This window comes from Arthrobacter sp. StoSoilB22, assembly GCF_019977315.1.
Lineage (GTDB): Bacteria > Actinomycetota > Actinomycetes > Actinomycetales > Micrococcaceae > Arthrobacter.
This window is the reverse complement of record NZ_AP024652.1, coordinates 3,154,960-3,170,124: the sequence shown is the minus strand read 5'-3', so window position 1 is coordinate 3,170,124 and position 15,165 is coordinate 3,154,960. Positions and strand designations below refer to the sequence as shown.

Below are 15,165 nucleotides of genomic sequence, written 5' to 3'. Positions count from 1 at the left end.
ATTGTTTAGAGTCGTTGTGCGTGTCCTATCTCGATGACACATGCCTTGCGGGGGATCCAGTTGCAGGATCGCTAACTCCTTAGGCATTTTCGAGATCTTGGGATAACTGGTACATAGAGCCCTCACCTCTGCTCCGGTAGCGCATACATAGATAGGTACACGCCTTATTGCGTGTCGCCTAAAACATGAACGCCAGAACAAGAACGAGGCAAAACCGTGCGTACGTACACCCCGAAGCCCGGCGATATCAACCGCCAGTGGCACGTCATTGACGCCACCGACGTTGTCCTTGGTCGTCTTGCCAGCCAGACCGCAACACTGCTGCGCGGAAAGCACAAGCCGACCTTTGCGTCCCACATGGACATGGGCGACTTCGTCATCATCATCAACGCTGAAAAGGTTGCCCTCACCGGCGCCAAGCTGGAGCAGAAGCGCGCATACCGCCACTCCGGTTACCCGGGCGGCCTGACCTCCGTCAACTACGCCGAGCTGTTGGAATCCAACCCGGTTCGCGCTGTTGAGAAGGCCATCAAGGGCATGCTCCCCAAGAACTCCCTCGCTGCACAGCAGTTGGGCAAGCTCAAGGTCTACCGTGGCGCTGAGCACCCCCACGCTGCACAGCAGCCGAAGACTTTCGAAATCACCCAGGTCGCCCAGTAGTCCTGGCCACCAACTAAACTTTTTATTACAAGGAGAACCGTGGCTCAGAACGAAGAACTGACCGCCGAAGCCGTCGAGGCCGAGGAAACCCTCACCAGCTACACCTCTGAAAGCAGCAACGCTGCCGAAGATGCTCCCAAGAAGGAGCGCCCGGCACTGACCGTTGCCGGCGCAGCTGTTGGCCGCCGCAAGGAAGCCGTTGCACGCGTTCGCGTTGTGCCTGGCTCCGGCAAGTGGACCATCAACGGCCGCACGCTGGACAACTACTTCCCGAACAAACTGCACCAGCAGGATGTCAACGAGCCCTTCAAGATCCTTGATCTCGAAGGCGCCTACGACGTCATCGCCCGTATCCACGGTGGTGGCATCTCCGGCCAGGCCGGCGCACTGCGCCTTGGCGTTGCTCGCTCGCTGAACGAGATCGATGTCGACAACAACCGCGCCACCCTCAAGAAGGCCGGTTACTTGAGCCGTGACGCACGCGTCATCGAGCGCAAGAAGGCTGGTCTCAAGAAGGCCCGCAAGGCTCAGCAGTACTCCAAGCGTTAATCTACGCTTACTCGAAAGCCCGTTCCGCCGTTTCGGCGGGGCGGGCTTTCGCCGTTTCAGATACCAGGCAGCGGAGTCAAGGAAGGCGCCGCACATGACCTTCTGGCGGCCGCTTGAACCAGTGCTGTCCTGTCGTCGTCTAAACTTGACCCGATGTCTAGATTATTTGGAACAGATGGCGTCCGCGGTCTCGCGAACGGATTGCTCACCGCCGAACTGGCTATGCAGCTCGCGCAAGCAGCCGCCGTCGTACTCGGCCATGAACGCTCTACCGATGGCAAGCGGCCGCGCGCCGTCGTCGCAAGGGATCCCAGAGCCAGCGGCGAGTTCCTCGCCGCTGCCGTCGAAGCCGGGCTGTCCAGTTCCGGCATCGACGTCTACGACGCCGGCGTGCTCCCCACCCCTGCCGCGGCTTACCTCGTGGCGGATCTCGACGCCGACTTTGGAGTCATGCTCTCGGCGTCGCATAACCCTGCGCCGGACAACGGAATTAAGTTCTTCGCCCGCGGCGGCCAGAAGCTTCCGGACGATGTTGAGGACGCCATCGAGGCTCAGCTGGGCAAAGAGCCGCAGCGCCCGGTGGGAGCCGACGTCGGACGAATCCAGAGGTTCTCAGACGCCGAAGACCGGTACATTGTGCACCTGCTTGGCACGCTTCCCAAGCGCTTGGAAGGCTTGAAGGTAGTTCTGGACTGCGCCCATGGTGCAGCTAGCGGCTGTTCGCCCCAGGTCTTCAAGGATGCTGGCGCCGACGTGGTGGTCATCGGCGCAGAGCCGGACGGCTTGAACATTAATGAAGGCGTTGGATCCACGCACCTGGGCCCGCTCAAGGAGGCCGTGGTCAAGCATGGCGCGGACCTTGGCGTAGCCCACGACGGTGACGCTGACCGCTGCCTGGCCGTCGACCATGAAGGCAACGAAGTGGACGGCGACCAGATCATGGCGATTCTGGCACTGGCGCTCAAGGATGCAGGAAAGCTCAAGGACAACATCCTCGTGGCCACAGTCATGAGTAACCTCGGCCTGAAGATCGCCCTGCGCGATGCGGGTATCGCCATCCGCGAGACTGGTGTTGGTGACCGTTACGTATTGGAGGCAATGCGAGACGGCGGATACAACCTTGGTGGTGAACAGTCCGGCCACGTGATCTTCTCGGACTTCGCCACCACAGGTGACGGCGTCCTGACCGGTCTGCAGCTTGCAGCCCAGGTTGCCTTGACCGGACGCAGCCTCAAGGACCTGTCCAGCGCCATGACCAAGCTGCCGCAGCTCATGATCAACGTCAAGGGCGTTGATAAAGCCCGGGCTGCCACTGACGAGGGCGTTGCCGAGGCTGTTGCCGCGGCGGAGCTTGAACTGGGTGAGACCGGCCGTGTGCTCCTCAGGCCCTCAGGGACCGAGGCGTTGGTGCGTGTGATGGTGGAAGCCGCTGACATGGAAACGGCCGAGCGCGTCTGCAAGGGGCTCGCCGCCGTCGTCAAGGAACGTTTGGGCGCTCCCAGCGAAATGGCAGTCTAGGAGACCACATTTTGAGGCCCGTACCCCAGCTTGAGTCGGAGCAGGGGTGCGGGCCTCGGTGTTTAAGGATGAGAGCCTCAGTTACTAAGGATTAGAGGTAGTCCGGAGCTGCTTCAAGCCCGAAATACTCTTCCAGGGTTGCGATGCCGCGGGCGGTCATGTCCGTAGCTGCCTCCACCCCGATGTACCGCAGATGCCAGGACTCGTAAAAGTACCCTGTGGTGTCGTGGAACATCCACGGATAGCGGACCACGAATCCAAACTTGTGGGCGTTGGCTTTGGCCCAGATGGCAGCGGGTTGCTCGGCGAAGCATGGTTGGAAGCTGCAGGCTCCCGCACCGTCGCCGATGTCAAAGGACCAGCCCGTTTGATGCTCGGAGTGCCCTGGGCGGGCGGAAGCGCGGTCGGCGGCGGCCTGGCCGGTGCTGGCGACGTAGCCGTTGTAGGTAGCAACCTGGGTGGAATACGAACGGTATCCGGAGGCCAGCGTCATGATGACGCCCTCCGTGGCTGCGGCCCCGAACATCTTTTCAGCGGCAGTCGCCGTCGTGCTGTTAATCAGGGCCGCTTCGCCGCTGACGGCGAGCCGTACGCCTGGCTGCACCAAGTCTGCCGGAACGAAGGCCTGGGGGACCAGGGGCCGGTGCTTGTTCACCACTACCCAGGGACTCGTTGGATCCGTAAGGGAGTGCTGCGGGGCAACGGCGTGCGAGGGGGCTGTATTGGAGGGAGTCGCGCTGGGGGCTGATTCAACGGGTGCAGGCTCGCTTGCTGCGGCGCTGGGGGTGCCCACGGAGGACGGTGTGGGTAACGAAGGGGCCTCGCTGGCGGCGTTCGCCGCGACGGGGGAGGGGGCGGCGTTTTCAGGCGTGCAGGCCGCCAATGCTGCCATTCCCGCGCCGGCGGTCAGGAGGCTGGCGAAAGTCCGCCGGCTAGGCAACGGTTGGGAATTGTTGGGCACCCTAGACCTTTCTGAGCAGCATGCGGCGGATCGAGTGGTCTGCGTCCTTGGTGAGTACCAGTTGTGCACGTCCGCGGGTGGGCAGCACATTTTCCTCGAGGTTCGGCTCGTTGATGCGTTTCCATATGCCCCGTGCCGTTGACTCGGCGTCCTCGTCCGACAGTGTGGCGTAGCGGTGGAAGTAGGACTCGGGCTGGGCGAATGCCGTGGTCCGCAATTTCCGGAAGCGGTCCACGTACCACTCTTCAATGTAGGAGGTCTTGGCATCCACGTAGATGGAGAAGTCGAAGAAGTCGCTGACGGCCAGTCCCTGCTTGCCGTCCATCCGCGGGCGGGCCGGGGCCAGGACGTTCAGTCCCTCGACAATCAGGACGTCGGGGCGCCGCACTACGACTTCCTTTCCCGGCACTATGTCATAGGTGACGTGGGAGTACCAAGGCGCGCGGACTTCCTCGGCGCCGCCTTTGACTTCAGAAACGAAACGAAGAAGTCCACGGCGGTCGTAGGACTCCGGGAAACCTTTCCGCTCCAGCAAGTGCCGGCGCTTCAGCTCAGCCAAAGGATAAAGGAAGCCATCTGTGGTGATGAGTTCCACGTTGGGCGTTCCGGGCCAGCGCCGGAGCATTTCCCGGAGCACACGGGCAATGGTGGACTTGCCAACGGCAACGGACCCGGCCACCCCGATCACGAACGGCGTGCGTTGGGTTTGCTCACCCAGGAACGTAGTGGTGGCTGCGTGGAGTTGGTGTGAGGCCTCCACGTACAGGTGAAGGAGGCGGGAGAGAGGGAGGTAAACCTCCCTGACTTCTTTCATGTCCAGGGGGTCGCCGAGGCCGCGGAGACGGAAGACGTCCTCTTCGTTGAGGGGCTGCTCCATCTGCGCTGCAAGCCTGGACCACGTTTGACGGTCCAGCTCTACAAACGGGGAAGCGCCGTCGCCATTAGCTTCGGTGCGTTGCAAAGTCACGCTCATGATTCTGCCCTCCGCGGAGCGGATCAGGAAATGCGCGACGAAGGGCAGGTGAATTGCGAGGGCTGGAACCCCGTCAATGAACAGAAGGAGGGAGGATGTCCCACATCAGTTGTTTGCACTAGCCGCTAGGCTTGTACCCATGTGTGGAATCGTAGGCTATGTTGGCAATTCGTCTCGCAAGGCAGCTGGATACAGCGCTCTTGACGTTGTGGTGGAAGGGCTGCGCCGTCTGGAATACCGCGGCTATGACTCCGCAGGCGTCGCAGTAGTGGCTGACGGGAGCATTTCTTCCCGCAAGAAGTCCGGCAAGCTGAGCAACTTGATCGCAGAACTGGAAGCAAGCCCGGTTCCTGAGTCCCTGACCGGCATCGGCCATACCCGTTGGGCAACGCACGGCGGACCCACGGACCGTAACGCGCACCCGCACCTCTCCGACGGTGGCAAGCTGGCGGTCATTCACAACGGGATCATTGAGAACTTCGCCGAGCTCAAGCAGGAACTGCTGGGCAAGGGCGTCACCTTCGAGTCCGAAACGGACACCGAAGTTGCTGCCGCACTTATCGGCGACATTTTCCGCACCCAGCTCAACGGCGACGGCGGCAACCTCACCGAGGCAATGCGCCTGGCCTGCCAGCGACTCGAGGGCGCTTTCACTCTTCTCGCCGTCCACGCTGACCAGCCCGACGTCGTCGTGGCCGCCCGCCGTAACTCCCCGCTTGTAGTGGGCCTGGGCGACGGCGAGAACTTCCTCGGCTCCGACGTCTCCGGCTTCATCGACTACACCCGCCGTGCCGTCGAGCTGGGTCAGGACCAGATCGTCACCATCACCGCGGACTCCGTGGAGATCACCGACTTCTTCGGCGCTCCTGCCGAGGGCAAGGAATACCACGTTGACTGGGACCCGGCTTCCGCCGAAAAGGGTGGTTTCAGCTCCTTCATGGAGAAGGAAATCAACGACCAGCCGGACGCCGTAGCGCAGACCCTCCTGGGCCGCTCGGACCTCAACGGCAAGCTCACCCTGGACGAAGTCCGCATCGACCCTGAGCTCCTCAAGCAGGTGGACAAGATCATCGTTTTGGCCTGCGGTACCGCGGCCTACGCTGGTCTGGTAGCCAAGTACGCCATTGAAAACTGGTGCCGCATTCCCACCGAGGTGGAGCTCGCGCACGAGTTCCGCTACCGCGATCCCATTGTTGACTCCAACACCCTGGTGGTTTCCATCAGCCAGTCGGGCGAAACCATGGACACGCTGATGGCTGTCCGTTACGCCCGCGAACAGGGCGCCAAGACGATCTCCATCTGCAACACCAACGGTTCCACCATCCCGCGTGAATCCGATGCTGTGCTTTACACGCACGCAGGCCCCGAAATCGCTGTTGCTTCCACCAAGGCGTTCCTGGCGCAGATCACTGCTGCCTACCTGCTTGGCCTGTACCTGGCCCAGTTGCGGGGCAACATCTTCTCCGGCCAAATCAAGGATGTCCTGGCGGACCTGAACAAGATCCCCGCCAAGATCCAGAAAATCCTGGACAACGCAGGGCCGCTGCGTGAGCTTGCCCGCAGCATGAAGGACGAGAAATCCGTCTTGTTCCTGGGCCGCCACGTTGGCTATCCGGTAGCCCTTGAAGGCGCGCTGAAGCTCAAGGAAATCGCATACATCCACGCTGAAGGCTTTGCCGCCGGCGAGCTCAAGCACGGTCCTATCGCTTTGATCGACGACGGCCAGCCGGTCTTCGTGGTGGTTCCGTCCCCGCGTGGCCGCGACTCGCTGCACTCGAAGGTTGTCAGCAACATCCAGGAAGTCCGTGCACGTGGTGCCCGGACCCTGGTCATCGCTGAAGAGGGCGACGAATCGGTCAAGGATTACGCAGAGCACGTCTTCTACGTACCCGAAACCCCCACCCTGCTGATGCCGCTGCTCACCACGGTTCCGCTGCAGATCTTTGCTGCTGAACTGGCCGGTGCCAAGGGTTACGACGTCGATCAGCCGCGTAACCTCGCCAAGAGCGTCACCGTAGAGTAGTGCCATGATTGTTGGCATCGGCGTGGACGTCGTAGACATCGAGCGGTTTGGTCGGCAGTTGGAACGGACACCGGGGCTCCGGGACCGTCTGTTTGTTCCTGCCGAGCGGGAACTCAACACCCGGTCCCTGGCGGCGCGCTTCGCGGCCAAGGAAGCTGTTGCCAAAGTGCTGGGCGCTCCGGCAGGCATGAACTGGCAGGATTGCTGGATCGGCCTCGATGAGAATGGACCCACCGTCCAGGTCAAGGGAACGGTGCTTGCCGTTGCCGAGGCCAAGGGCGTCAAGCGCTGGCACTTGTCCATGAGCCACGACGGCGGCATAGCTACGGCTACTGTCCTCGCCGAAGGCTAAAGGGACTTCACAAGCAATGATCAGCGCCTTCACCGGACAACAGATCAGGGATGCGGAAAAACCGCTCCTGGACTCCGGTGAGGGCGCTGTTCTTATGCGACGGGCCGCCTACGGGTTGGCCCACGTTGTGGCTCGCGAGGTCAAAAGCAAGCGGAAGCTTGCAGGGGCGAGTGTTGCAGTGCTGGTTGGGAAGGGTAATAACGGTGGCGACGGCATGTTCGCTGCAGCTTTCCTTGCCCGCCGCGGTGTCCGAGCGACGGCGGTACTCGCCGCCGCTGAAGTACACCCGGAGGCGCTGGCTGCTTTAGTCGCCGCCGGCGGAACTGTTGTGACGTTGGAAGCCGCTAACGCGGAAGAGCTGGCCGTCCTGTGCGCGGGCCATGACGTCATTATTGATGCCCTGCTCGGGACCGGTGCGCGCGGTGGGCTGCGGGACGCCTCTGCCGAACTGGTGGCTTCGCTTCAAGAGTTGCGTCCACGGTTGGTAGTGGCCTGCGACCTTCCCAGTGGACTGGACGCCAACACCGGCGAAGTGCATTGGCCGGTGCTTGGTGCGGACGTGACCGTGACGTTTGGCGGCATCAAGGCCGGGCTGATGACTGACCCGGGTGAAGGGTGTGCCGGGCGCGTGGAGCTGATCCCCATCGGCATTGAGAATTCTTTGGAATGCTACCGCCCTGAGCTTCGACGCCTCACTGCCTCGGACCTTGGATCCTTGCTGCCCCATCCTGGCCGGCGCGCCCACAAATATTCGCGGGGCGTGTTGGGCGTAGTCGCCGGTTCCGCGCGCTTTGCCGGAGCTGCTGTCCTGAGTGTCCACGCTGCCGCCCTCTCGGGGGCGGGAATGGTGCGCTACAACGGGCCCCGGGACGCGGCGCAGCTGGTGCTCGCGCGAACCCCGGAAGCCCTTTGGGAGGCCGACAACCCCGGCCGCGTCCAAGCGTGGCTGCTGGGATCCGGGGTGGACGGCGAGGAGCAGCTGCAACGGGCAAGGGACGCCGGTGCGTCGGCCCTCTCCAACGATTTGCCCGTGGTTGTAGATGCCGGAGCTTTGAGCCTCCTGCCGGAACGCTGCCCGGCCCACTGGATCCTGACACCTCACGCCGGAGAGCTGGCTGCGTTGTTGAACTCGCTTCCTTCGACTGGCGAAATAGAGGTAACCCGCGACGACGTCGAATCCCGTACCCTGCACTATGTGCGGCAGGCCGCCCAACAAACCGGCGCCACAGTGCTCCTGAAGGGTGCCACCACACTGGTGGCGTCGCCGTCGGGCGTTGTTTTCAGTCAATCCGAAGGCACCGCGTGGATGGCAACCGCGGGCAGCGGCGATGTCTTGGCGGGCGTGCTGGGAGCCTTGCTGGCACAGTCTGCGGAGATGGTACGGCACGACGACGGCGCATATGCCGCGTTGGGCTTGGATCCCGCCGACCGCTGGGCTGCTCTGGCAGCCGTTGCTGCCAGCGTCCACGGGCGAGCCGGAGCCCTTGCATCCGCTCATTTTGACGAAGGTCCCATTACAGCCTCGGCCGTCATGAATGCGGTTCCGCGCGTCATTGGTTCGCTCAACGCGGAATACGACCGAACAATACCCTAAGGTTGCTGTCGGTGTCTGGGGGCTTGAGTAGGCTTGCAACAGTTGTTCGCATCATCAAGAGGAGAACGCATGGAAGTCTGGCCTGGATCGGCTTATCCGCTAGGTGCCACGTTTGACGGCACCGGCACCAACTTCGCGCTGTTTAGCGAGAAGGCCGAAAAAGTGGAATTGTGTCTCTTCGACGACGACGGCGGGGAAGTCCGCGTAGAAGTTACCGAAGTAGATGGTTACGTTTGGCACTGTTATCTGCCGCAGGTCCAACCGGGACAAAAGTACGGCTACAGGGTGCACGGTCCCTACGACCCTGACGCCGGCCAACGCTTCAACCCCAATAAGCTGCTGCTGGATCCTTACGCGAAGGCCATCCACCGGCAGATTGACTGGGACCCGTCCCTGTTCTCATACAACATGGGTGACCCCGATTCGCGAAATGATGAGGACTCTGCGCCGCACATGATGCTGGGCGTTGTCATCAACCCCTTCTTTGACTGGGACGGCGACAAACTCCTGCGCATTCCGTATCACAAGTCCGTGATCTATGAGGCACACGTCAAGGGCCTTACCCAGATGCACCCCGAGGTGCCCGAAGAGCAGCGCGGCACCTACGCCGGCGTCGCGCATCCGGCGGTTATTTCCCACCTGCAGAAGCTGGGCATCACGGCGATCGAACTCATGCCGGTGCACCAGTTCGTCAACGATGGCATCCTGCAGGACAAGGGCCTGAACAACTACTGGGGCTATAACACCATCGGGTTCTTCGCACCCCACAACAGCTACAGCTCCAAGGGCGATACTGGACAGCAGGTCCAGGACTTCAAAGCCATGGTGCGGGCGCTGCATACGGCTGGCATCGAGGTCATCCTCGACGTCGTGTACAACCACACAGCCGAAGGAAACCACCTCGGACCCACACTGTCCTTCAAGGGCATCGACAACTCCGCGTACTACCGCCTGGTGGAAGACGACCAGAAGTACTACATGGATTACACCGGCACGGGCAACTCGCTTAACGTCCGCAGCCCCCACTCCCTCCAACTGCTCATGGACTCCCTGCGCTACTGGGTGACCGAGATGCACGTGGACGGATTCCGATTCGACCTCGCCTCAACGCTGGCACGTGAGTTCTACGACGTGGACAAACTCTCCACCTTCTTCGAACTCATCCAACAGGACCCGGTAGTCTCCCAGGTGAAGCTCATCGCTGAGCCGTGGGACGTTGGGCCCGGTGGGTACCAAGTGGGCAACTTCCCGCCTCAGTGGACAGAATGGAACGGCCAATACCGCGACACGGTCCGTGACTTCTGGCGCGGCGAACCTTCCACCCTTGGCGAGTTCGCGTCACGTCTGACCGGATCGGCGGACCTCTACGAGCACTCTGGCCGTCGACCCGTGGCGTCCATTAACTTCGTCACCGCGCACGATGGCTTCACGCTGGCCGACCTTGTGTCCTACAACGAGAAACACAATGAGGCCAACGGCGAAGACAACAACGACGGCGAGTCCCACAACCGTTCCTGGAACTGCGGCGCAGAAGGACCCACGGACGATCCCACCGTCCTTGGCCTCAGGGCCCGCCAGCAGCGTAACTTCATTGCCTCGCTGTTCCTGTCCCAGGGCGTCCCCATGCTGCTGCACGGCGACGAACTGGGCAGGACGCAAAACGGCAACAACAACGGTTACTGCCAGGATTCCGAACTCACCTGGATCAACTGGGAGAACGTGGACCAGCCGCTGATCGAGTTCACTGCCGCGGTCAGCGCGCTCCGTGCCAAACACCCCAGCCTGCGCCGCAGCCGCTTCTTCGATGGCCGTCCCGTGCTTCGTGGTGAAGGCGAACGGCTCCCGGACATCGTATGGCTCGACGCCGACGCCAGCACCATGTCTCCGTCCGACTGGGACGAAGCTTTGGGGCGCTCCGTTGGTGTGTTCCTCAACGGCGATGGCATCCACGGCCTGGACACCCAGGGCCGACGCATCACGGACGTCAACTTCCTCTTGTACTTCAACGCGGACCAGGACGAGGTAGGCTTCCGGATTCCTTCCGACGAGTACGCGCCGGCCTGGGACGTCATGATCGACACCGCCGGGGAGGGCGCCGAAGCGGGCGTGGTCAAGCCGGACCAGATCCTGATGGTAGGCGGCAAGTCGCTGGTGGTACTCCGGGCCCACAGCACCCCGGAAATTGAACCCGATCACTCGGTGGCAGCTTCCCTCGCAGCTTTGACGCAAACGAGCACTCCGGAGACGGCATCCATCACCGCCCCGGCAGTGACGTCCTTGCCTTTCGATTACAAAGGCTCGGCCCCGGAGGGCGACGAAAAGGCAGATGAAACGAAGGAGCCTGGATCATGAGGACGCCTGTCTCCACGTATCGACTCCAGATCCGGCCGAGCTTCACCCTGCAGGATGCGGCGGAGCTCACCGGATACCTGCAATCCCTGGGAATTGATTGGGTCTATGTTTCACCCATCCTGACAGCGGAAAAGGGTTCCGATCACGGCTATGACGTGACCGATCCTTCCACCGTCGACCCCGCCCGCGGAGGCTCCGAAGGACTAGCCGCATTGTCCCGGGCTGCCAAAGACAAGGGCCTGGGCGTTCTTGCCGACATCGTCCCCAATCACATGGGTGTCGCTTCGCCGAAGCAAAACGCCTGGTGGTGGCAGCTGCTCAAGGAAGGCCAGGGTTCAAAGTACGCCGAGGCTTTCGACGTCGACTGGGACTTTGGCGGGGGGAAGATCCGCATCCCGGTCCTGGGAAGTGATGACGACCTTGATGAACTGAAAATCGTGGACGACGAACTGCGTTACTACGATCACAGTTTCCCCTTGGCAGAGGGGACGTACACGGCCGGGGACAACCCGCGTGAGGTCCACGAACGGCAGCACTACGAGTTGGTTGGCTGGCGCCGCGCCGACGCCGATCTGAACTACCGCCGCTTCTTCGCAGTGAACACCTTGGCCGGCTTACGAGTCGAAGTTCCATGGGTCTTTGACGAGTCCCACGCAGAGATCGTCCGCTGGTTCCGTGAAGGACTGGTGGACGGGCTGAGGATCGACCACCCCGATGGTCTGGCCGACCCCGAGGGCTACCTCGCAAGGTTGCGCGAAGCTACTGGTGGCTCCTACCTTCTGGTGGAGAAGATCCTGGAACCGGGGGAGCAATTGCCGGATACCTTCGAGTGCGAAGGGACCACGGGATACGACGCCTTGGCCGACGTCGACCGCCTTTTCGTGGATCCGGCGGCAGAGGAATACCTGAACTCCCTCGATGCCCGACTCCGGAATGCAGATGCTCCCGCGGACTACCACTCCATGATCCATGCGACCAAGCGCCGGATCGCCGACGGCATCCTGAGATCGGAAGTCCTAAGGCTGGCCCGCCTTGTGCCTGAATCCTTGGAGCTGCCGTTCGCGAAGGTAGCCGATGCCTTGGCTGAAGTCATCTGCTGTTTCCCCATCTACAGGACGTATCTGCCCTATGGTGGGAAAACGCTGATCGAGTCCGTGGAGAACGCCGCCAAGCAGCGCCCTGACCTGGCAGCTGTCCTTAGCGGGCTTCAGCCGCTCTTGCTGGATGAGTCCAGCCTGCTGGCCCGGCGTTTCCAACAGACGTCCGGCATGGTGATGGCCAAGGGTGTGGAGGACACCGCATTTTTCCGGTACACCCGTCTAGGGTCACTGACGGAAGTGGGTGCGGATCCCACGGAGTTCTCCATTCCCGGCAATGTCTTCCACGAACGCATGGCCCGGAGGCAGCAGCTCTTGCCGCTGTCCATGACAACGCTGAGCACCCACGACACCAAACGGAGCGAGGATGCGAGGGCCAGGATCTCGGTGATCTCCGAGGCCGTACCGGAATGGGAGCTCTTCCTCGGAATCGTCCATGAGCTCGCGCCCATCCCCGATGGGCCCCTCTCGGCCTTGGTCTGGCAATCCATCGCAGGCGCGTGGCCGGCAGATCGCCAACGGTTGCAGTCCTACGCCTTGAAAGCGGCACGGGAAGCCGGCAATTCCACCAACTGGACCGATCCCAACCAGGATTTCGAACGCCAGTTGGCGGCCGCCGTCGACGCCGTCTTCGATGTTCCGGAGGTTGCAGCCGCCCTGACGAACTTCGTCAACGAGCTCGAACCGTATGGAACATCCAACTCGTTGTCCGCCAAGTTGATCCAGCTGACCATGCCCGGCGTTCCGGACGTCTACCAAGGCACTGAATTCAGGGACGGTTCGCTGACCGACCCCGACAACCGGCGTCCCGTGGACTTCAAGGCTCGGATCGCAGCCCTGGAAGAGTTGGACGGCGGCGCCAAGCCCGCATTCACCGATGAAGCCGCCAAACTGCTGGTGACCTCGCGTGCCCTGAGGCTACGGCGCGACAGGCCGGAACTGTTCGCCGGCTACCTCCCGGTGGCTGCCCAAGGCGCCGCTGCGGGACACGTGGTGGCCTTCGACCGGGGAGCCGAACATCGTGGAGCTCTCACCGTTGCCACCCGCCTGCCCAAGCGGCTGGCCAGTGAAGGCGGCTGGCGGGACACGGCCATTGAATTGACGGTGGCCTGCCGGGACGAACTCACCGGGGTCAGCTACGGGGCAGGCGCCGTCCCTCTGGCCACCTTGCTGGAGCATTACCCGGTGGCTTTGTTGGTCCCTACGGACTGATTTCCGGACGGTGCGATCACCGAATAGCGGTGATCGCACCGTCAACACCGTCATTGCAAAGCACGCTTGAAACACGTACAGGGGAGCATGATGCTGGAGCACGCTGCTGGAAAGAATCTTTACGACGTCTGGGCTCCGAATGCGGATTCGGTTCAGTTGCTCGCCGGAGGCCACGAGTACTCCATGGAGAGGCATCACGACGGCGCCGCAGCCGGTTGGTGGCGGGCGCCTGCTGACGCAGTGGCCCAGGATGGCGACGACGTGCGGTACGGCTACATCGTGGACGGCGAGGGACCGTTTCCCGATCCGCGCTCGCGGAGGCAGCCGGACGGGGTCCATGGTCTGTCAGCGACCTTCGATCCTTCCGCCCATGAGTGGAAGGACAGCGAATGGAAAGGCCGGAGCCTCAAGGGTTCGGTCATCTATGAGCTACACCTCGGCACCTTCACCGCGGAAGGCACGCTGGATGCCGCAGCCGAGAAACTGAAGTATTTGGTGGACCTTGGCGTCGACTTCGTAGAGCTACTGCCGGTCAACGGATTCAATGGTGTTCACAACTGGGGTTATGACGGCGTCCTTTGGTACGCCGTGCACCAGCCGTATGGTGGCCCGGCCGCCTACCAACGCTTTGTGGATGCAGCGCATGCCGCGGGCTTGGGCGTTATTCAGGACGTCGTCTACAACCACCTCGGTCCAAGCGGCAACTACCTGCCCAAGTTCGGCCCCTACCTGAAATCGGGGGAGGGCAACACCTGGGGTGACTCCGTGAACCTTGACGGCCCCGGCTCGGACGATGTTCGTCGATACATCCTGGAGAACGCAGAGATGTGGCTCCGGGATTACCACGTGGACGGACTCCGCCTCGATGCCGTGCACGCGTTGCGTGATGAGCGTGCCGTGCACATCCTTGAGGAATTCGGCGCGCTGGGAGACGAGGTGGAGGCAGCCACCGGAATCCCCAGGACGCTGATTGCGGAATCGGATTTGAACAACCCGCGGCTCATCTACCCGCGGCAAGACAACGGCTACGGCTTGGAAGGCCAGTGGAGCGACGACTTCCATCACGCCGTCCACGTCAACCTCAGCGGGGAAACCACCGGCTATTACGCGGACTTTGACTCGCTCGCAGTCCTGGCGAAGGTCCTGGAGCACGGATTCCTTCACGACGGCAGCTACTCCAGCTTCCGGGGCAGGCACCACGGCCGCCCGATCCGCCGCGATATGGCCCACCCTTCCGCGCTTGTGGTCTGCCTGCAGAACCACGACCAAATCGGGAACAGGGCCACCGGGGACCGCCTCACTGCGTCGTTGTCGTACGGAAAGCTGGCCATCGGTGCTGTGCTGACCATGACATCCCCCTTCACGCCCATGCTGTTCATGGGTGAGGAATTTGCTGCCTCCACTCCATGGCAGTTCTTCACCTCCCACCCGGAACCTGAGCTCGGCAAAGCTACAGCAGAAGGGCGAATCAAGGAATTCGAACGTATGGGATGGGACCCGGCGGTTGTTCCTGACCCGCAGGATCCTCAGACGTTCCAGCGCTCCAAACTCAAGTGGGACGAAGCCGGCGAAGGTGAGCACGCACGCTTGCTGCAGCTGTACAAGGATTTGGCACAGCTGCGCCGCAACACTCCGGAATTGGTGGACGGCGGCTTCGGCGAGACACACGTTGAGTTTGACGACGACGAGCACTGGCTCCAGTTCTCCCGCGGCCCCATCCGGGTAGTCTGCAACTTCGGGGACGAAGCACTGGGCACGCCATTGAATGGCTCCGTGTTGCTGGCTACCGACGACGAAGCAGCGCTGAACGACGGGACGCTGACCCTTCCCGGCGGTAGCGCCGCCGTCGTGCGCGTCCAGTAAGCCACAGAAAT

11 protein-coding genes are annotated in these 15,165 nt (G+C 62.2%); 9 read left to right on the top strand and 2 right to left on the bottom strand.

From position 1 onward, the window contains the following. Positions 1-216: 216 nt before the first annotated feature. The 3 genes from rplM (at position 217) to glmM (ending at position 2,727) form a co-directional block, all read left to right on the top strand. The gene (rplM, locus tag LDN70_RS14720) at positions 217-660 is read left to right on the top strand and encodes a 50S ribosomal protein L13 (RefSeq protein ID WP_024817563.1); all 444 of its coding nucleotides are present in this window, start codon (positions 217-219) and stop codon (positions 658-660) included. Positions 661-699: 39 nt separating this feature from the next. Beyond that, on the top strand, positions 700-1,209 hold the full coding sequence (gene rpsI, locus LDN70_RS14715) for a 30S ribosomal protein S9 (protein WP_024817562.1): 510 nt from the start codon (positions 700-702) through the stop codon (positions 1,207-1,209). A 153-nt stretch (positions 1,210-1,362) separates the two neighbouring features. Further along, a complete protein-coding gene (gene glmM, locus LDN70_RS14710; protein ID WP_142938392.1) occupies positions 1,363-2,727 on the top strand; it encodes a phosphoglucosamine mutase in 1,365 nt (454 codons plus the stop codon). Positions 2,728-2,818: 91 nt separating this feature from the next. On the opposite strand, the gene LDN70_RS14705 is transcribed toward glmM, so the two are convergent. Then, a complete protein-coding gene (locus LDN70_RS14705) occupies positions 2,819-3,688 on the bottom strand; it encodes a M15 family metallopeptidase (RefSeq protein WP_223940631.1) in 870 nt (289 codons plus the stop codon). 1 nt (position 3,689) lies between these two features. After that, positions 3,690-4,661, bottom strand: a complete 972-nt coding sequence (gene coaA, locus LDN70_RS14700; protein WP_142938394.1) for a type I pantothenate kinase — start codon at positions 4,659-4,661, stop codon at positions 3,690-3,692. Positions 4,662-4,800: 139 nt separating this feature from the next. Here coaA and glmS point away from each other — a divergent pair, with 139 nt between their 5' ends. From glmS to treZ, 6 genes are all read left to right on the top strand, one after another. Then, entirely contained in the window at positions 4,801-6,684 is a 1,884-nt protein-coding gene (gene glmS, locus LDN70_RS14695) for a glutamine--fructose-6-phosphate transaminase (isomerizing) (RefSeq protein ID WP_142938395.1), read from the top strand. A 4-nt stretch (positions 6,685-6,688) separates the two neighbouring features. Next, a complete protein-coding gene (locus tag LDN70_RS14690; protein ID WP_011775548.1) occupies positions 6,689-7,036 on the top strand; it encodes a holo-ACP synthase in 348 nt (115 codons plus the stop codon). Positions 7,037-7,052: 16 nt separating this feature from the next. Further along, on the top strand, positions 7,053-8,630 hold the full coding sequence (locus LDN70_RS14685; RefSeq protein ID WP_223940630.1) for an NAD(P)H-hydrate dehydratase: 1,578 nt from the start codon (positions 7,053-7,055) through the stop codon (positions 8,628-8,630). Between the two features lie 69 nt (positions 8,631-8,699). Further along, entirely contained in the window at positions 8,700-10,982 is a 2,283-nt protein-coding gene (gene glgX / locus LDN70_RS14680) for a glycogen debranching protein GlgX (RefSeq protein WP_223940629.1), read from the top strand. Then, complete coding sequence (treY, locus tag LDN70_RS14675) at positions 10,979-13,291, top strand: malto-oligosyltrehalose synthase (protein ID WP_223940628.1); 2,313 nt, start codon at positions 10,979-10,981, stop codon at positions 13,289-13,291. Before glgX ends, treY begins: the two co-directional genes overlap by 4 nt. A gap of 90 nt (positions 13,292-13,381) precedes the next feature. Continuing rightward, positions 13,382-15,154 carry a malto-oligosyltrehalose trehalohydrolase gene (gene treZ, locus LDN70_RS14670; RefSeq protein WP_142938646.1) on the top strand — a complete coding sequence of 591 codons (1,773 nt, stop codon included), beginning with the start codon at positions 13,382-13,384 and terminating at the stop codon, positions 15,152-15,154. Positions 15,155-15,165: the final 11 nt, after the last annotated feature.